The sequence below is a fragment of the Frigoribacterium sp. Leaf186 genome, assembly GCF_001423905.1.
Lineage (GTDB): Bacteria > Actinomycetota > Actinomycetes > Actinomycetales > Microbacteriaceae > Frigoribacterium.
Window position 1 is genome coordinate 329,410 of record NZ_LMPQ01000001.1, and the last position, 17,629, is coordinate 347,038.

Annotated in this window: 13 protein-coding genes and 1 other RNA gene; 5 read left to right on the plus strand and 9 right to left on the minus strand. The window is 70.3% G+C overall.

Annotated features, from left to right (window positions below; translation table 11 throughout):
* Positions 1 to 45 precede the first annotated feature (45 nt).
* Positions 46 to 768 carry a DUF4191 domain-containing protein gene (locus ASG05_RS01585; protein WP_056256535.1) on the plus strand — a complete coding sequence of 241 codons (723 nt, stop codon included), beginning with the start codon at positions 46 to 48 and terminating at the stop codon, positions 766 to 768.
* A gap of 80 nt (positions 769 to 848) precedes the next feature.
* On the opposite strand, the gene ASG05_RS01590 is transcribed toward ASG05_RS01585, so the two are convergent.
* Complete coding sequence (locus tag ASG05_RS01590) at positions 849 to 1,289, minus strand: RDD family protein (RefSeq protein WP_056256538.1); 441 nt, start codon at positions 1,287 to 1,289, stop codon at positions 849 to 851.
* Between the two features lie 138 nt (positions 1,290 to 1,427).
* Here ASG05_RS01590 and glnA point away from each other — a divergent pair, with 138 nt between their 5' ends.
* Positions 1,428 to 2,852 (plus strand): type I glutamate--ammonia ligase, encoded by a 1,425-nt coding sequence (gene glnA / locus ASG05_RS01595; RefSeq protein ID WP_056256541.1) that lies wholly within the window; start codon positions 1,428 to 1,430, stop codon positions 2,850 to 2,852.
* 217 nt (positions 2,853 to 3,069) lie between these two features.
* On the opposite strand, the gene ASG05_RS01600 is transcribed toward glnA, so the two are convergent.
* The 5 genes from ASG05_RS01600 to ASG05_RS01620 form a co-directional block, all read right to left on the minus strand.
* Positions 3,070 to 4,500 carry a UDP-glucose/GDP-mannose dehydrogenase family protein gene (locus tag ASG05_RS01600; RefSeq protein WP_082486209.1) on the minus strand — a complete coding sequence of 477 codons (1,431 nt, stop codon included), beginning with the start codon at positions 4,498 to 4,500 and terminating at the stop codon, positions 3,070 to 3,072.
* Positions 4,501 to 4,558: 58 nt separating this feature from the next.
* Complete coding sequence (locus ASG05_RS01605; RefSeq protein ID WP_157489999.1) at positions 4,559 to 6,175, minus strand: glycoside hydrolase family 26 protein; 1,617 nt, start codon at positions 6,173 to 6,175, stop codon at positions 4,559 to 4,561.
* On the minus strand, positions 6,168 to 7,766 hold the full coding sequence (locus ASG05_RS01610) for a glycosyltransferase family 2 protein (protein WP_157490000.1): 1,599 nt from the start codon (positions 7,764 to 7,766) through the stop codon (positions 6,168 to 6,170). Before ASG05_RS01610 ends, ASG05_RS01605 begins: the two co-directional genes overlap by 8 nt.
* A gap of 507 nt (positions 7,767 to 8,273) precedes the next feature.
* Positions 8,274 to 11,219 (minus strand): bifunctional [glutamine synthetase] adenylyltransferase/[glutamine synthetase]-adenylyl-L-tyrosine phosphorylase, encoded by a 2,946-nt coding sequence (locus ASG05_RS01615; RefSeq protein WP_056256545.1) that lies wholly within the window; start codon positions 11,217 to 11,219, stop codon positions 8,274 to 8,276.
* 20 nt (positions 11,220 to 11,239) lie between these two features.
* Positions 11,240 to 12,577: a glutamine synthetase family protein gene (locus ASG05_RS01620; protein ID WP_056256547.1), complete on the minus strand. Its 1,338-nt coding sequence runs from the start codon at positions 12,575 to 12,577 to the stop codon at positions 11,240 to 11,242.
* Between the two features lie 37 nt (positions 12,578 to 12,614).
* Between ASG05_RS01620 and ASG05_RS01625 the strand changes: the two genes are divergently transcribed.
* Positions 12,615 to 14,408: an NAD+ synthase gene (locus tag ASG05_RS01625; protein ID WP_056256548.1), complete on the plus strand. Its 1,794-nt coding sequence runs from the start codon at positions 12,615 to 12,617 to the stop codon at positions 14,406 to 14,408.
* Between the two features lie 47 nt (positions 14,409 to 14,455).
* Here the strand turns inward: ASG05_RS01625 and ASG05_RS16100 are convergent, their stop codons facing one another.
* Complete coding sequence (locus tag ASG05_RS16100; protein ID WP_157490001.1) at positions 14,456 to 14,626, minus strand: SPOR domain-containing protein; 171 nt, start codon at positions 14,624 to 14,626, stop codon at positions 14,456 to 14,458.
* A gap of 66 nt (positions 14,627 to 14,692) precedes the next feature.
* On the opposite strand from ASG05_RS16100, the gene map reads away from it, so the two are divergent.
* Both map and ppgK read left to right on the plus strand, forming a co-directional pair.
* A complete protein-coding gene (gene map, locus ASG05_RS01630; RefSeq protein WP_056256552.1) occupies positions 14,693 to 15,556 on the plus strand; it encodes a type I methionyl aminopeptidase in 864 nt (287 codons plus the stop codon).
* Between the two features lie 12 nt (positions 15,557 to 15,568).
* The gene (gene ppgK, locus ASG05_RS01635) at positions 15,569 to 16,330 is read left to right on the plus strand and encodes a polyphosphate--glucose phosphotransferase (RefSeq protein ID WP_056256553.1); all 762 of its coding nucleotides are present in this window, start codon (positions 15,569 to 15,571) and stop codon (positions 16,328 to 16,330) included.
* 75 nt (positions 16,331 to 16,405) lie between these two features.
* Here the strand turns inward: ppgK and rnpB are convergent.
* An RNA gene (gene rnpB, locus ASG05_RS05395) (RNase P RNA component class A) lies at positions 16,406 to 16,786 on the minus strand.
* Between the two features lie 30 nt (positions 16,787 to 16,816).
* A complete protein-coding gene (locus ASG05_RS01640) occupies positions 16,817 to 17,560 on the minus strand; it encodes a zinc ribbon domain-containing protein (RefSeq protein WP_235491354.1) in 744 nt (247 codons plus the stop codon).
* Between the last annotated feature and the right edge of the window lie 69 nt (positions 17,561 to 17,629).

Genomic DNA, 17,629 nt, shown 5'->3' on the forward strand with positions numbered 1-17,629 from the left:
TTGTGGAGGACCCGTGAGCCCGCCCGACCCCGTATCCTGGTCGACATGGCTCGACGCACGTCCCCCGAGAACACGTCCCCGAAACCGCCGAAAGAACCCGGCCGTCTCAAGCAGATGTGGCAGGTCTTCACCATGACCCGCCGCATCGACAAGACGGCGCTGCCGATGATGCTGCTGGCGTTCTTCGTACCGGTGCTGCTCGGTGTGGCCGCAGCGCTGCTGCTGACGGACGGCAACGTCCTCGCCCTCGTGCTGTACATCGTCGTCGGCGTGATGCTCGGGTTCTTGCTCGTGCTGATCGTGCTGGGCCGCAAGGCCGAGCGTGCCGCCTACTCGCAGATCGAGGGCCAGCCGGGCGCCGTCGGGGCCGTCATGAAGAGCGGCCTGCGTCGTGCCTGGCGGGCCGCCGAGATGCCCGTCGCCGTCCAGGGCCGCAGCCAGTCGGCCGTCTACCGCGCTGTCGGCCGGCCCGGCGTCGTGCTGATCGCCGAGGGCGGTGCCGGTCAGACCCGTCGCCTCGTCGACGAGGAGCGCCGCAAGATCACGCGCATCCTGCCGAACGTGCCCGTCCACGTGCTGAACGTCGGCCCGGACGCCGACGCCGTCCCGCTGCACAAGCTCGCCGGACGCATGAACAAGCTGAAGTCGTCCATCAACCGCAACGAGGTGCTCGCGGTCAGCAACCGCCTCCAGTCGCTCGGTCAGAACGGCCTGCCGATCCCCAAGGGCGTCGACCCCTTCAAGGTGCGGTCGGGTCGTCCGCGCTGACGCCCCACCCCGACGTGTCGTGACGACGGCGCCCCTCCGACCAGGAGGGGCGCCGTCGTCGTCCGTGGCGAGGTCCCTGGTCAGACGCGGACGAGGAGCGTGCCGGCGACCCGGTCGTGCAGGCCCCGCTGGTCGAGGTCCCAGACGACGGCCGGGATCACCAGGACGAGCAGGGCGGATCGCAGCGCGGGCCGCCAGACGCCGATGCGGCCGCCCGCCATCGGCACGAGGCGCAGGCCCACCGCGAGGTGCCCGAGCGACCCGCCGAACAGCACGAGGAACAGCACCTGCATCAGCAGGAAGACGCCCGTGATCGCGAGCCCCTCGCCGCCGAAGAAGAGGGCGGCGACGGCGTAGGCGACCGCCCAGTCGACGGCGAGGCCGGCGACTCGTCGCCCGAGCCGTGCCACCGACCGCGGACCCTTCTCGGGCAGGCCGAGGCGTTCGCCCGGCCAGCGCTGGGCCCCGTCGTCGGGACCGCCGACCGAGGGGCGGGAGGGAGGCGCGGTGCGATCGGGCATGCCCCGAGCCTACCGAGGGGCCGAGCCGTAACATGCCCGAAACATGAGGGACACCGCAGCGAAACGGCCCCTCCGTAGCCTCGTCGCAGGCTGCGTCCCGCATCCGATCCGTTCCCAGCTCATTGGAGAGACATCTAGATGTTCACCGATTCTTCCGAGGTGCTGAAGTTCATCAAGGACACCGACGTCAAGTTCCTTGACATCCGCTTCACCGATCTGCCCGGTGTCCAGCAGCACTTCAACATCCCCGCCTCCACGGTCGACGAGGAGTTCTTCTCCGTCGGACAGCTCTTCGACGGGTCCTCCATCCGGGGCTTCGCCTCCATCCACGAGTCCGACATGCAGCTCATCCCCGACGTGACGACCGGGTACGTCGACCCGTTCCGCGCCGAGCGCACGCTCGTCCTCGTCTTCGACATCTTCAACCCGCGCAACGGCGAGCTGTACAGCCGTGACCCGCGCCAGGTGGCCAAGAAGGCCGAGAAGTACCTGGCCTCGACCGGCATCGCCGACACCGCGTTCTTCGCCCCCGAGGCCGAGTTCTACATCTTCGACGACGTCCGCTACGAGGTGAAGCAGAACGCGAGCTTCTACAGCGTCGACAGCGAAGAGGGCGCCTGGAACACGGGTCGCGTCGAAGAGGGCGGCAACCTCGCCAACAAGACCGCCTACAAGGGTGGCTACTTCCCGGTCAGCCCGGTCGACAAGACCGCCGACCTCCGCGACGACATCAGCCTCAAGCTGATCGACTCGGGCCTCGAGCTCGAGCGTGCGCACCACGAGGTGGGCACCGGCGGCCAGCAAGAGATCAACTACAAGTTCGACACGATGGTCCACGCCGCGGACGACATCCTGAAGTTCAAGTACATCGTCAAGAACACCGCAGAGCAGTGGGGCAAGGTCGCGACCTTCATGCCCAAGCCGCTGTTCGGCGACAACGGCTCAGGCATGCACACGCACCAGTCGCTCTGGAACGACGGCAAGCCGCTGTTCTACGACGAGAACGGCTACGGCGGGCTCTCCGACCTCGCGCGGTGGTACATCGGTGGCCTGCTCAAGCACGCCCCCGCCGTGCTCGCGTTCACGAACCCCTCGATCAACTCGTACCACCGGTTGATCCCGGGCTTCGAGGCCCCCGTGAACCTGGTCTACTCGGCCGGCAACCGCTCGGCGGCCATCCGCATCCCGATCACGGGCACGAACCCCAAGGCCAAGCGCATCGAGTTCCGCGTGCCGGACGCCGCCTCGAACCCCTACCTGGCGTTCGCGGCACAGCTGATGGCGGGTCTCGACGGCATCCAGAACCGCATCGAGCCGCACGAGCCGGTCGACAAGGACCTGTACGAGCTGCCCCCGGAAGAAGCGAAGAACATCCCGCAGGTGCCCGCGTCGCTCGACGGTGCGCTCGACGCGCTCGAGGCCGACCACGAGTTCCTGACCAAGGGCAACGTCTTCACGGAAGACCTCATCGAGACCTGGATCGCGTACAAGCGCGAGAAGGAGATCCTGCCCATGGCGCAGCGTCCCCACCCGTTCGAGTTCGAGCTGTACTTCGGCGTCTGACCCGTCGGCGACGATCGCCAAGAGGCCCGCATCCCCCCGGGGGTGCGGGCCTCTCGCCTGTGGTGGGCGGGCGTCCTCGGCGAGGCGACCCGCGCCTCCTCGGCGAGGCGACCCGCGCCTCCTCCGGGCTGCAGACGCCCTGGAGGCGCGGGTCGCGCACGCAGGACGGGCCGCCTCCCGCAGGAGGCGGCCCGTCAGCCCGTGCCCGACGATCCGGTCAGGCGGGTACGGCGGTCGGCGCCAGCACGCGGCGCTGGGCCGGGATGCGGCGGCCGCCCAGGGGACGGACCTCCCACCCGGCGGCGGACCAGACCTCGGCGTCGAGCACGTTGCGTGCGTCGATCACCACGGGGTTCGCGGCGAGCTCGGCGAGCCCGGCCGCGTCGGCCCCGACGAACTCGGGCCACTCGGTGAGCAGCAGCACCGCGTCGGCGTCCGTGACGGCCTCGGCGGCCGAGTCGGCGAACGACAGCGTCGGGAAGCTGCGCTGGGCCGTCTGCGTCGCCTCGGGGTCGACCACGAGCACCTGCGCACCCCGGAGGTGCAGGGCGGCCGCCACGTTCAGCGCCGGCGAGTCACGGACGTCGTCGGTGTGCGGCTTGAACGCGGCACCGAGCACCGCGATGCGCCGGTTGAGCACCGAGCCGCCGCAGGCGTCGATCGCCTGGTCGATGACCCGCTGACGCTGGGCCATGTTGATCTCGTCGACCTGCTGCATGAGCCCGACGACGCGGTGCGCCGACAACTCGTTCGCCCGGAACATGAGTGCGCGGATGTCCTTCGGCAGGCAGCCTCCCCCGAAGCCGAGACCGGCGTTCAAGAACTTGCGGCCGATGCGGTCGTCGAAGCCGAGCGCGTCGGCCAGGGTCGACACGTTGGCGCCGGCGGCCTCGCAGAGCTCGCTGATGGCGTTGATGAACGAGATCTTGGTCGCCAGGAAGGCGTTGGCGCTGACCTTGACCAGCTCGGCGGTGGGCAGGTCGCACGAGATGACCGGCGTCCCCGTGGCGATCGGCATCGCGTAGACCGTGCGCATGACGGCCTCGGTGCGGACGTCCGTGCCGCCGAACACGATGCGGTCGGGACGCAGGGTGTCCTCGACCGCGTGACCCTCGCGGAGGAACTCGGGGTTCCAGACGAGGTCGGCCGTGACGCCTGCCGGCACCACGCCGGCGACGATCTCACGCAGGTGGGCGGCCGTGCCGACGGGGACGGTCGACTTGCCGACGATGAGGCCGTCGTGGCTGAGGGCGGCGGCCACGTTGCGGGTGGCCTCCTCGACGTAGGAGAGGTTCGCGGCGTGGCTCCCCCGGCGCTGCGGCGTGCCGACGCAGACGAAGTGCACGTCCGACACGGCCACGGCCTCGGCGAGGTCGGTCGTGAAGGCCAGCCGACCCGAGGCGACGTGCTTCACGATCAGCTCGGGCAGGCCGGGCTCGAAGAACGGCACGCGGCCGTCGGCCAGGGCGGCGACCTTGGCGGGGTCGGTGTCGACCCCGATCACGTCGAAGCCCATCTCGGCCATGGCGGCGGCGTGCGTGGCCCCGAGGTAACCGGTGCCGATGACGCTGATTCGGGGCTTGACCGGGCTGCTGGCGGTGGTCTGCTCGAGGGCGGCCGAGTCAGAGGTGGTGGCGTCGTTCGTCATGATGCGCTCCTGGGGGTGAGGGAGGTGCGTGAGGGGTGCGAGGTGGTGGGGAGGGCCGTCATGTCGCCGGCTCGAGGTCGTAGCCGATGTCGCGACGGGTGATGCCCTCGGTGAAGGCGGCGAGGCTGTCCGACCGGGAGGTGAGGCGCCAGTCGTTCGTGGAACGGACCCCGTCGACGACGGTCGTGGCGACCAGGTCGAAGTACGAGAAGCCGATGATGTCGTCGTTCGCCGGGTCCGCGAGGGCGGTGAAGAGCGAGTCGAACCACTGGGCCTTCTCGCTGGTCGTGGTGGGGTCGGACGACCCGCCCGTCTCGCTGGCGCCGATCTCGGCGAGCAGGATGTTCTTGCCGGGTGCCACGGCCCGGAGCTGCGCGAGCGTGGCCCCGAACGTGCTGTCGAAGGTGGGCTTCGACTTGTCGTCGTAGGGCGGGCGGTAGTAACCCGACATGCCCACGATGTCGACGTAGTCGGCGCCCGGGTAGAGGGTGGCCAGGAAGTCCTGCGCCGTGTGGTTGCTGCCGCCCGTCTTGCCCGTCGCGAGGCGGTCGACGCGCGTGGGCGCCCAGACCCAGGCGACCAGGTCGTTCGCCCCCTGGCGTTCGAAGAGGTCGTGCACGTGCTGCCAGGCCGCCACGAAGTCACCGGGCGCGTTGCCGTTCACCGCGCCCTTGCTGTTGCCGTAGTCGGTGCTCCAGGGGTACCAGGTGCCGTTCATCTCGTGGTCGAAGCGGAGCGCCAGGGGCATGCCGTTCGCCACGATGTCGTCGGCGTAGGTGGTGAGGTACTGGTCGAAGCTGCCGTCGATGATCTTCGACAGGCTGTAGTCGGGCTGCTCGGGCTCGTTGTTGCCGGCCTTGATCGGCTGTGACTCCCAGGTCAGCACCGGCAGCTTGCCGCGCGACCACGACGACCGGACGGCGTCCGCCCGGAAGCCCTGGTCGAAGCCCTGGAAGTAGCCGACCATGTTGGCTTCGGACCCGACGGCCGCTTCCTGAGCGTCGTAGGTCGCCCAGTTGAACGGTGCCTGATCGGTGAAGAGGCCGAAGTAGCGCGACTCGGGGTCGACGATGGACGCCAGCGACGGGGTCCGGACCGGCACGGGGCCGATCGTGCCACCGCCGGTCGATCCGTTCGAGCCACCGCCTCCCGAGCCGGTGCCCGTGCCGGTGGAGGCGCCGCCACCGCGACCACCGGACGCCGTCGCCGCGGTGCCCGAGCCGGCGCCACCGCCCGCGCCGCTGCCTGCCCCGCCACCGCTCGAGGAGGCGGCGGACTGGGCCTGGGCGAGGGCCGATTCGGCCGAAGAGAGCTTCGCCTGGGCCGCCGACAGCTGCCCCTCGGAGGTCCAGGCCTGCTGCTGGACGTCGGCCAGGGCCGCCTTGCTCTCGGCGAGTTGCTTCTTCGCCGAGACGAGTTGGTCGAGCAGGGCCGACCGGTCGGCCTTGAGCGACGAGACGTTGATCGACGGGTCGACGCCCGTGACCTCGGTGACGGCGCTGCGGACGACGTTGTCGGACGGTGAGATCCAGATGAGCCACGAGATCATGGCGAGCAGCACGACCACGGCGGTCGCGCCGAGTGCCGTGCGGCGCGCGTTGCCGTGCGAGGTCGCCCACCAGGCGCCGGACTGCATGTGGAGCGGCGTGACGAAGTCCTGAGTCGAGTCAGACAATGAAGAAGACCTCCAGGGCGATGATGGCGGCGCCGATCAGGTACGGGAATCCGGCTTTGGGGTTGAGACGGCGTCGAGGAGGCGCGGTGGTGGTCGCCACGGCGGCGACCGGCGTCGAGGTGGGCGCGCCGGCCTCCTCGGCCTCGGCCTCGGCGGCCAGAGCGGCCTTGCGGCTCCTCACGAGGACGGCACCGCGCTCGTCGGTCTCGTCGGCTGCGGAGCCGAAGTCGAAGAGGGTGTCGACGCCGGGGTCGACGCCGTCACGGAACTGCCGCTCGAGGGCGTCGATGGGGGCCTCGTCGGCCACCTCGTCGAGCGCGCCCTGCATCTCGTCGTTCGCCGCGCCTCCTGCGTACGCGCCGGCCCTCGTGCCCCACCCGCTGGCGTGACCCATGCGGAAGAAGCCGATGACCCGGATGGGCATGAGGAAGAACGTCGACACGATGATGAACACCGGCAGGCGGAAGAAGTCCGACGGCTTCTCGGCGAGGTGGCGCATCTGGCGGATCGCCATGCTGAGCACCGACGAGAGCACCATCAGCACGACGATGCCGATGACGCCGGTCTGGACGCCGTACTCCTCGAGGATGCCCCGGTAGAGGTTGACGCCCTGGCCCGTGATGCCACGGTAGATCCAGCCACCGATGACACCCATCAGCATGAACGGCAGCACGATGTCCATCGCGAAGAAGAACGCGAGCAGCGGTGCGTGCCCGACCATCCACGGCATCATGCGCAGGGTGTTGTACTGGCTGCCGCGAGCCCAGCGCAGCTGCTGCTTGTAGAGCTTCTTGACCTGCAACGGGGCGTCCGTGTAGACGAGGCTCGTGTGCTGGTACACGGTGCGGTAGCCCTCTTTGAGCGTGAGGTTCGTCAGGGTGCGGTCGTCGCTGACCTCGAGGAAGACGCCCATGAACTTCTCGGTCATGAACTTGTCCATGACCCGGACGAGGATCTCGCGCCGGAACGCGATGGTGCGGCCGGGCAGGCAGCCGATCTGGCCGAGCACGCTCTGGGCGGGCATCGAGTAGAGGGCGCGGGAGTTCTCGAGCCAGTCGGCCCACCGGGTGATCCAGCTGCGCTCGGGCTCGAGGATGCGCTGACGGGTGGTGACTCCCCCGACGTTCTCCTGGGCGAAGGGCCGCAACAGCTCGGGCAGCGTGCCGGGCGTCCAGACCGTGTCGGAGTCGACGAGGACGGTGATGTCGCCGCGGCTCAGCTCGGTGCCGATCATCACGGCGTTCCGCTTGCCCGGGATCGGCGTGTGCACCCACCGGACGAGCGGGCCGAACTCGTCGCACACGGCGGCGAGCTCGGGGTTGGGCTTGCCGTTGATGACGACGATGATCTCGCCCGGACGCTGCTCGACCATGCGGCCGATGACGTCACGGAACAGGTCGAGGGGCTCGTCGACCACGGGGACGACGACGCTGGTGGTGCCCCGGAACTGGCCGGTGAAAGGGCGGTAGCGGCGCGAGAGCAGGACTTTGACGATCCACAGCACCCAGATGAGGGCGCTGTAGGCGGCGAAGAGGTAGATCTCGGGGTATCCGCCGGCCATGGATCGGAGTTGCAGGATGAAGGTCAACACGATGGCCACCTGAGGTGTGAGAAAGGGATCGGCTTCCACAACGCTGGGGAACTGGTCTATCGGGTTGAGGGAATTCTCAGTCACGGACGGGACGCTCACAACCGCCCCCCGCGCGCGGGGCATCCACGGGTGACGGCGGGGTACGTCGGGTCCGTCGAGCTGCTGTCGGCCGAAGTGCCGACACGGAACCCGTCGATCGACGCACGCCCGGTGACGGTGCCACCAGAGGGCCGGGCCGTGGGCCGCGTCTCGCGAGTCACCGCCAAAAGGCCCGCTCAGGGGCATCATGCCCTGAGCTCGACATGTCGTTTCCCTTTGGGCACCCAGGGCACGCGTCACGGCGTCTCTGCGGTGGACCCCGCACGCGGGCCATCTGCCCGAAACAGCCCGGACATCTGGCCCGGGGTACGGGCGACCCGTTCGGGGTACGCCGGGGAAGGACCGAAGTACCCCGGAACGAGAACGACGCGCGATCGCATCCCGGGCGTGTCGCGTCCGGCGGAGGCGTCAGCCGAGCGGTTCGGGTGTCTCCTCCAGGCCGTAGAACTCCCTCTCGAACACCGCCCGCGACCTCCGGGTCGCGGCGAGGTAGTCCTCTTCGAGTGACGTGGCGGAGCCGGGCGGGTACTCCATCAACCGGGCCACTCCCTCGAGCTGACGTCGATCGCGGGGCAGGACGTCCTGCGTGCGCGACGTCCAGAGGGTGACGGCGGAGCGGGCTCGCGACGCCATGATCCACGCGTCGTGCAGGCGCTGCGCGTCGTCGGGCGAGACGAGGCCCGCGTCGCGGGCGGCGGAGAGCGCGTCGAGCGTCGACGGCGTCCGGAGGCCGGGCACCCGGACCGCGTGCTGCAGTTGCAGCAGCTGGACGAACCACTCGACGTCGCTGAGGGACCCCCGTCCGAGCTTCAGGTGCCTCGAGGGCTCGGCCCCCTTCGGCAACCGCTCGGATTCGACCCGGGCCTTGATGCGCTTGACCTCGCGCACCTGTTGGTCGGTCAGCTCGGCCGGGTAGCGCACCGTGTCGGCGACGGCCATGAAGTCGTCGAGCAGGGCCTGGTCACCGGCCACGGGTCGGGCTCGCAGCAACGACTGGGCCTCCCAGGTGAGCGACCAGCGGGCGTAGTAGGCGCGATACGACGCCAGCGACCGGACCACCGGCCCGTTCTTCCCCTCGGGGCGCAGCCCGGTGTCGAGGTCGAAGGGCACGAGGGCGTCCGAGGTGAGGCGGCTCATCTCGGCGGCCACGGCGAGGGCCCGGCGGTGCGCCGTGTCGTCGCCGTCCTGGGCGCGGTAGACGTAGAGGACGTCGGCGTCCGAGCCGAAGCCGAGCTCACCCCCGCCGTAACGACCCATCGCGACGACGGCGAACTCGAGGTCGCCGGCCCCGCGACGGGCCAGGGCGAGGGCTCCGGTGACCGACGCGGTGGTGACCGCGGTGAGCCCGCGCGCGAGCGCGTCGATGTCGAGGATGCCGAGGATGCCGCCGACGGCGAGACGGAGGATCTCCCGTCGACGGGCCTGACGCAGCACGGCTGCCGCCGCGTCGGGCGACCGGTGGCGGGAGAGGGTCGCCGTCGTCTCGTCGAGCAGGCTCTCGAGGGGCCGCGCCGCCAGTTCGACGTCGTTCTCGAGCCAGGCCGCCGCCTCGGGGATGCGCTCGAGCAGGTCGGCCGCGAAGGTCGACGACGACAGCACCGTCGTCAGGCGGTGAGCGGCCCCCGACGAGTCACGCAGCATGCGGAGGAACCAGTACGACTCCCCCAACCCGTCGCTCAGTCGCCGGAACGCCAGCAGGCCGAGGTCGGGGTCGGTGCCGTCGGCGAACCACTGCAGCATGGCGGGCAGCAGGTGCCGCTGGATGTTGGCGCGTCGGGAGACGCCCGCGGTCAACGCCGCGATGTGGCCGAGCGCACCCTTCGGGTCGGCGAAGCCGATGGCCGCGAGCCGCGCGGTCGCCTGGTCGGAGCTGAGGGCGAGGTCCTCTTCGGGTCGCGCGGCCACCGCCGACAGGAGAGGGCGGTAGAACAGCCGGACGTGGAGGGTCCGCACCCGTCTCTTCACCCCCTGCCACAGGTCGACGAGCTGGGTCGCGCCGGCCGCGAGGCCGGTGCCGCGGGCGAGCACGCGGAGGGCGTTCTCGTCCGTCGGCATGAGGTGCGTGCGGCGCAGTCGCGTGAGCTGGATGCGGTGCTCGAGCAACCGCAGCACACGGTAGTCGCGGTCGAACTCGGCGGCCTCGGCGCGACCGACGTAGCCGCGCGAGGCCAGGGCCCCGAGCGCGTCCAACGTGGAGCGCTGGTGCACCCGCTCGTCGGCCTGGCCGTGCACCAGCTGCAGCAGTTGGATCGTGAACTCGATGTCGCGCAGGCCACCCGGACCGAGCTTCAGCTGCCGGTCGACCTCGTCGGCGGGGATCAAGGCCGTGACGCGTTCGCGCATGGCCTGCACCGACTCGACGAAGTTCTCGCGGGACGCGGCGGACCAGACGAACGGGGCCATCGCCGTGACGTACCGCTCGCCGAGCTCGACGTCGCCCGCCAGCGGCCTCGCCTTCAGCAGGGCCTGGAACTCCCACCCCTTGGCCCAGCGGTCGTAGTAGGCGACGTGCGACTCGAGCGTGCGGACGAGGGCGCCGTCCTTGCCCTCGGGGCGCAGGTTCGCGTCGACCTCCCACAGGTCGGGCTCGACGGCGAGATCCGAGATCGCCCGGGCCGCGTGCATCGCGAGGCGGCTGCCGATCTCGACGGCCCGACCGTTCTCGAGCCCGTCGACCCCCTCGGCGACGTAGACCACGTCGACGTCGCTGAGGTAGTTCAACTCGCGTGCCCCGGCCTTGCCCATGCCGATGACGGCGAGGCGGGTGCGTTCGACGTCGGCCGCGGGGAACGGCACCTCGCGCCGGGCGACGTCGACGGCCGCGTCGAGTGCGGCGCCGGCGAGGTCGGCCAGGGCGGCGGCGACGCGGGGCAGCACCTCGACGGGGTCGTCGGCCTCGAGGTCGTACGAGGCGAGCTGCAGCAGGTGCCGTCGGTACCGCACGCGCAGGGCGACCCGGGCCTCGTCGCCGGTCAAGTCCTCGGCGGCCCGACGGACGTCGAGACGGTAGTCCTCGGCCGACGGCGGCTCGTCGAGGGGGTCGAGCAGCACCGCCGCCTCGGCCGGACGTCGCGCGACAAACTCGGCGAGCCCTTCCGATGCGCCCAAGACCCTGAGGAGGCGCGGGCCGGCCTGGCCGTCGAGCAGCGCCTCCACGCCGGCACGGTCTCGCTCGACCGATCTCTCGAGGTGCCGCAGGGCGGCGTCCGGGTCGGCGACGGTGGCGAACCACGGGACGAGGTCGCGGATGCCCGGCACCTCGGACACGAGGCGGTCGAGCCGGTCGCGACCGCCCCCGAGGTCGTCGAACCCGAGCCGCGCCAGCTCGGAGAGACCGGTCGCGGATCGGGGCATGGGGACGGGCCGGCCGGTCGTCAGAGGATCTCGAGGTTCGAGCGCAGCTCGAACGGCGTGACCTGCGCTCGGTACTCTTTCCACTCTTGGCGCTTGTTGAGCAGGACGTAGTTGAAGACCTGCTCGCCGAGCGTCTCGGCCACGAGCTCGCTGTTCTCCATGATCGAGAGGGCGTGGTCGAGGCTGGCCGGCAGCTGCCGGTACCCGAGGGCGCGACGCTCGGCGTCGCTCAGGCCCCAGACGTTGTCTTCGGCCTCGGCCGGCAACTCGTATCCCTCTTCGATGCCCTTGAGACCGGCCGCGAGCATGAGCGAGAAGGCCAGGTAGGGGTTGGCGGCGGAGTCGATGGCCCGGTACTCGACGCGACTCGAGTTGCCCTTGTTCGGCTTGTACAACGGGACGCGCACGAGGGCCGAGCGGTTGTTGTGGCCCCACGTGACGAAGCTCGGTGCCTCGTCGCCGCCCCAGAGGCGCTTGTAGCTGTTGACGAACTGGTTCGTGACGGCCGTGATCTCGGGAGCGTGCTTGAGCAGGCCGGCGATGAACTGGCGGCCGATCGTCGAGAGCTGGTACTCGGCACCGGCCTCGTAGAAGGCGTTGGAGTCGCCCTCGAACAAGGACATGTGCGTGTGCATGCCCGAGCCGGGGTGCTGGCTGAACGGCTTCGGCATGAACGAGGCGAAGACGCCCTGCTCGATGGCGACCTCTTTGATGACCGTGCGGAAGGTCATGATGTTGTCGGCCGTCGTCAACGCGTCGGCGTACCGGAGGTCGATCTCGTTCTGGCCGGGGCCGGCCTCGTGGTGGCTGAACTCGACCGAGATGCCGAGGTCTTCGAGCATGCGCACCGAGCGGCGGCGGAAGTCGTGTGCGGTGCCACCGGGCACGTTGTCGAAGTAGCCGGCGGAGTCGACCGGCTGCGGGCCGTCGGCGCCGAGCTGTGCGCTCTTCAAGAGGTAGAACTCGACCTCGGGGTGCGTGTAGAACGTGAAGCCCCGCTCACCGGCCCGGGCCAGGGTGCGCTTGAGCACGTTGCGGGGGTCGGCCACGGCGGGTTGGCCGTCGGGCGTCGTGATGTCGCAGAACATGCGGGCGGTCGGGTCGACCTCGCCCCGCCAGGGCAGGATCTGGAAGGTCGTCGGGTCGGGCTGGGCGAGCACGTCGGCCTCGTACGACCGGGTGAGCCCCTCGATGGCCGAGCCGTCGAAGCCGATGCCCTCGGCGAAGGCCCCCTCGACCTCGGCCGGAGCGATGGCGACGGACTTGAGGGTGCCGATCACGTCGGTGAACCAGAGGCGGATGAACTTGATGCCGCGCTCTTCGATCGTGCGGAGGACGAAGTCCCTCTGTTTGTCCATGCCACGGCCTTTCTGCTCCGCCACTACGGTAGTGGACATGCCCCGACTCCGCTTGGCGCTCGCGCAGACCAACCCCGTCGTCGGCGACCTCGCCGGCAACTCCGCCCAGATCGTCGAGGCGGCCCGTCGGGCCCACGCCTCGGGCGCCGACCTGCTCGCCGCCGGCGAGATGAGCGTCACGGGCTACCCGATCGAGGACCTCGCCAGCCGGCCGAGCTTCCTCCAGGCCAGCCGGCACGCCGTCGAGGTGCTCGCCGAGACCCTCGAGGCCGAGGGTCTGGGCGACCTGCCCGTCGTCGTCGGCCACGCCGACGGCCCCTTCGAGCCCCGGCTGCTCGGCACGAGCAACGCCCCGACGGCCATCGCGCAGAACTGCGCGAGCGTGCTGCAGGGCGGGCGTGTCGTCACGACCACCGCCAAGTACCACCTGCCGAACTACTCGGTCTTCGACGAGTACCGCGTGTTCATCCCCGGTGACGAACTCTTGGTCGTCCGGGTGGCGGGCGTGGACGTCGCGCTCGTGATCTGCGAGGACCTCTGGCGTGACGGCGGCCCGGTCGAACGCGTGCTGCACGCCGACGCCGGCCTGCTCGTCGTGATCAACGCCAGCCCGTTCGTCCGCGACAAGGACGAGGTGCGCCTCCCGCTCGTGACCCGCCGGGCCGTCGAGAACGACACCCTGGTGGCCTACGTCAACATCGTGGGCGGCCAGGACGACCTCGTCTTCGACGGCGACAGCGTCGTGGTCGACGGCAGCGGGACGATCCTCGCCCGGGCCCCGCAGTTCGACGAGCACCTGCTCGTCGTCGACCTCGACCCCGAGGCAGCCACCGACACCGAGTTGCCCGAGGGCATCCGCCGCGTCGAGCTCGAGCCGGCCGGCGCCGCGACCGGGCAGGGTGGCGACTCGTCGTCGGTCGACGCGACCCGCGCCTCCTCGTCCGAGCCCGCGACCGAGCCCGGACGGGACGTCGCCGAGCTGCCCGACGACCGCCAGCAGCTCTGGAACGCCCTGGTGCTCGGCACCCGCGACTACGTGCGCAAGAACGGGTTCCGCAGCGTGATCCTCGGCCTGTCGGGCGGCATCGACTCGGCCGTGTGCGCAGCGATCGCCGCCGACGCCATCGGGGCCGACGCCGTGTACGGCGTCTCGATGCCGAGTCGGTGGTCGAGCGAGCACAGCCGCAGCGACGCCGACGACGTGGCCGAGCGGATCGGGGTGCGGTACTCGACGGAGCCGATCGCCGACCTCGTCGCGCCCTTCGAGACGCAACTGCACCTCACCGGCCTCGCCGCCGAGAACGTCCAGGCGCGGGCCAGGGCCCTCGTGCTGATGGGCCTGTCGAACCTGCACGGCCACCTCGTGCTGACGACCGGCAACAAGACCGAGCTGGCCGTGGGCTACTCGACGATCTACGGCGACTCGGTGGGTGGGTTCGCCCCGATCAAGGACGTCCCGAAGACCATGGTCTGGGAGCTCGCCCGCTGGCGCAACGCCCATGCCGAGTCGATCGGTGAGACGGCGCCGATCCCCGAGAACTCGATCACCAAGCCGCCGTCGGCCGAGTTGCGTCCGGACCAGAAGGACGAGGACTCGCTGCCGCCCTACGAGGTGCTCGACGGCATCCTCGAGGGCTACGTCACGAACGCACTCGGGGCGGCCGACGTCGTCGCGCTCGGCTACGACGCCGACACCGTGGCCGAGATCACCACGCTGGTCGACCGGTCCGAGTGGAAGCGCCGCCAGGGGGCGATCGGTCCGAAGATCTCGGGCATGGCCTTCGGTCGCGACCGCCGCCTGCCGATCACCTACCGACCGACGACGGTCTGAGGCCCCGGCGTCTCGTCGGCGGTCCGCCGACGGGACGGCCGAGCCGATCAGTCGTCGGCGGCCTCTTCGGCGTCGAGGGCAGCGTTGCGCGCCTTGATCGTCTCGATGGCGTGCGCGGCCTCGTCGCGCGTGGCGTACGGCCCGGCGCGGTCGACGGCCGGTGAGACCTTGCCCTCTTCGACCTCGTGCGTCTTCGTGTTGAACCAGAACTCGGCCATGGTGTCGTCCTCTCGGTGCGGCTGTCGAGAACGCGAGCCCGTCGCGCTCCCCCTAAGCTTGATCGTATGCCCCGGGACTCCCACGGATTCTTGACCCCGGGCCGGATCTCAGCGCAGCGTCCGGTCCCCCCGTCGATCGCCCGACCCGAGTACGTCGGCAAGGCCGCGCCGGCCGAGTACACCGGCGGTGACGTCTACGACGCCGAGACCGTCGAGCTCATCCGCGAGAGCGGCCGCATCGCGTCGCAGGCGATCGACGCCGTCGAGGCGGCCCTCCGCCCCGGCGTCACCACCGACGAACTCGACCGCGTCGCGCACGAGTTCGTCGTGGGCCACGGCGCGTACCCGTCGACCCTGGGCTACCGCGGGTACCCCAAGTCGGTCTGCACGTCGCTGAACGAGGTGATCTGCCACGGCATCCCCGACGACACCGTCCTGGCCGACGGCGACCTGATCAACATCGACATCACCGCTTTCAAGAACGGCGTGCACGGCGACCTCAACCGCACCTTCGTCGTCGGCGAGGGGGCCCCCGCGACCGTAGACCTGGTCGACCGCACCCGCGAGGCCCTGCGACGCGGCATCAAGGCCGTGGCCCCGGGGCGCCAGGTCAACGTGATCGGTCGCGCGATCGAGTCGTACGCCAAGCGCTTCGGCCTCGGCGTCGTGCGCGACTACACCGGCCACGGCGTCGGACGAGCGTTCCACTCGGGCCTGATCATCCCCCACTACGACGCCCCGCAGTACGACGACGTCATCGAGGTCGGCATGGTCTTCACCATCGAGCCCATGCTCACCCTCGGCGGCATCGACGCCGACGTCTGGGACGACGACTGGACCGTCACCACCCGCGACAAGAGCCTCACGGCCCAGTTCGAACACACCCTGGTCGTCACCGAACGCGGTGCCGACATCCTCACGCTCTCCTGAGAAAGGACCCCCATGGCACGCACGGCAGTGGGAATCGACATCGGCGGCACCGGCATCAAGGGGGCGATCGTCGACCTCGACAGCGGCGAACTGCTCTCGGACCGCATCAAGAAGAGCACCCCGGAGGGCGGCGAGCCCGACGCCATCGTCGCGGTCGTCAAGCAGATCGTCGACGAGCTCGGCCTCGACGACGCCTCGCTGCCGGTCGGCGTGTGCTTCCCGGCCGCGATCATGGACGGCAAGACCCTGTCGGCGGCCAACGTGTCGAAGAAGTGGATCGGCTTCGAGGCCGAGAAGCTCTTCGAGACCACCCTCGGCCGGAACATCCACTTCGTCAACGACGCCGACGCCGCCGGCTACGCCGAGACGCGCTTCGGCGCCGCGAAGGGCGTCAAGGGCCTCGTGATCATGACGACCCTGGGCACGGGCATCGGCACCGCCCTGATCAACGACGGCGTGCTCATCGTCAACGCCGAGCTCGGCCACCTCGAGATCGGCGGCAAGGACTACGAGACGAAGGCCTCGTTCGCGGCGAAGGAGCGAGACGACCTCAGCTGGAAACACTGGGCCAAGCGCCTGCAGAAGTACTACTCGCACCTCGAGGCCCTGCTCTACCCGCGCCTGATCATCGTCGGCGGGGGCGTCTCGAAGCACCACGACGAGTTCTTGCCGTTGCTCGACCTGCGGGCCGAGATCGTCCCGGCCGCGTTGCGCAACAACGCCGGCATCATGGGCGCCGCCGCGCTGGCCGCCGACTCGAACCCGGCGTTCTGAGGCGGGTCGCGACTAACGCGAGAAGACCCCGGGTCAGGAGGCGCGCCTCCTGATCCGGGGTCTTCTCGCGTGAGGCGGATGGGCCGACTGTTACGCCGGGTTCTGTCCCGGTGCCGAAGCACCCTGGACGGCCATCTCTCTCGGGACTGCGTTGCCGCAGCCCTCTAGCGGTCTACCCGGGGACTCGGCGAGCAGCGTCGACGTCCCCTCTTTGACCTTGCTCCGGGCGAGGTTTACATAGCCGGCCGGTCACCCGAGCCGCTGGTGGTCTCTTACACCGCCGTTTCACCCTTACCCCGCGTCGCCCCCGAAGGCGCGACCCGTGGCGGTCTGCTCTCTGTTGCACTTTCTCGCGGGTTGCCCCGGGTGGGTGTTACCCACCGCCCTGCTCTGTGGAGCCCGGACGTTCCTCGGCGGCGGGTTCGCACCCGCCGACGCGACCGTCTTGTCGACCCATCCGCGTGAGCGAGCCTACCGGTGCGGCGCTCAGATGCCCGACTCGTAGGTCCGCACGAGGATCGCGTTGCTGTCGGGGCAGAGCACGACGTCGTCCTCGGCCGCGGCACGCACCGCGGCGAGGTCGCTGCCGGTCAGGGCGACTCCGCTGGCGCTCGAGACGCCGCCGCGCAGCAACGAGGCGCCGACGCCGTAGCGGTCACGCTGTCGTTCGTAGAGGGCCAGCAGCTCGGGTGGCACGGTGGCCGCGATGGTGTCGCGGTTCGCGACGACCTCGGCCCGCTCGGCCTCGAGCTCGGCGAGCTTGGCGTCGCGGCCCGTCTCGGCATCGGCCCGGCGGGTGTCGAGCTGGTCGAGCTCGCCCTGCGTGACGGTGGCGACGGCACCGAGGCTCTCGACGCGCTCCATCACCTGGAGCTCGACGTCCTCGAGGTCGGAGCGGCGCTTCGCGAGGGCGGCCAGCTCGCCCTCGAGGGCGGCGACGTCCTTCGTCGACGACGACGAGGCGATGCGCTGTTCGTCACGGGCGACGCGCGCCTCGACGACGGCGACGTCGGACTCGATGCGCTTGAGTTCGGCCTGTGCGTCCTCCCACGCGCCCTGCTCGGTCGCGAGGCGGCTGCGCAGACGCGAGCCGTCGCCCTCGAGCGAGGCGAGCACGGCGATCTCGGGCAGGTTCGCCCCCTTGTGCGCGATCTGACGCAGCGAGGTGTCGAGTTGCTGCAGGTCGAGCAGCAGGGCCTGGTGCTCGTAGCTGGCTTTCATCAGGGGCATGGGGGCTCTTCTCGTGATCGGGGGATGCGGGGGCGGAGCGCCCGGGAGGTGCGGGTCGCGCAGGTCTCG

Bases quoted from the DNA above. Each gene is read 5' to 3' on its own strand.
- ASG05_RS01585 (WP_056256535.1), top strand. From the start codon at position 46: ATGGCTCGACGCACGTCCCCCGAGAACACGTCCCCGAAACCGCCGAAA.
- ASG05_RS01590 (WP_056256538.1), bottom strand. From the start codon at position 1,289: ATGCCCGATCGCACCGCGCCTCCCTCCCGCCCCTCGGTCGGCGGTCCC.
- glnA (WP_056256541.1), top strand. From the start codon at position 1,428: ATGTTCACCGATTCTTCCGAGGTGCTGAAGTTCATCAAGGACACCGAC.
- ASG05_RS01600 (WP_082486209.1), bottom strand. From the start codon at position 4,500: ATGACGAACGACGCCACCACCTCTGACTCGGCCGCCCTCGAGCAGACC.
- ASG05_RS01615 (WP_056256545.1), bottom strand. From the start codon at position 11,219: ATGCCCCGATCCGCGACCGGTCTCTCCGAGCTGGCGCGGCTCGGGTTC.
- ASG05_RS01620 (WP_056256547.1), bottom strand. From the start codon at position 12,577: ATGGACAAACAGAGGGACTTCGTCCTCCGCACGATCGAAGAGCGCGGC.
- ASG05_RS01625 (WP_056256548.1), top strand. From the start codon at position 12,615: ATGCCCCGACTCCGCTTGGCGCTCGCGCAGACCAACCCCGTCGTCGGC.
- ASG05_RS16100 (WP_157490001.1), bottom strand. From the start codon at position 14,626: ATGGCCGAGTTCTGGTTCAACACGAAGACGCACGAGGTCGAAGAGGGC.
- map (WP_056256552.1), top strand. From the start codon at position 14,693: ATGCCCCGGGACTCCCACGGATTCTTGACCCCGGGCCGGATCTCAGCG.
- ppgK (WP_056256553.1), top strand. From the start codon at position 15,569: ATGGCACGCACGGCAGTGGGAATCGACATCGGCGGCACCGGCATCAAG.
- ASG05_RS01640 (WP_235491354.1), bottom strand. From the start codon at position 17,560: ATGCCCCTGATGAAAGCCAGCTACGAGCACCAGGCCCTGCTGCTCGAC.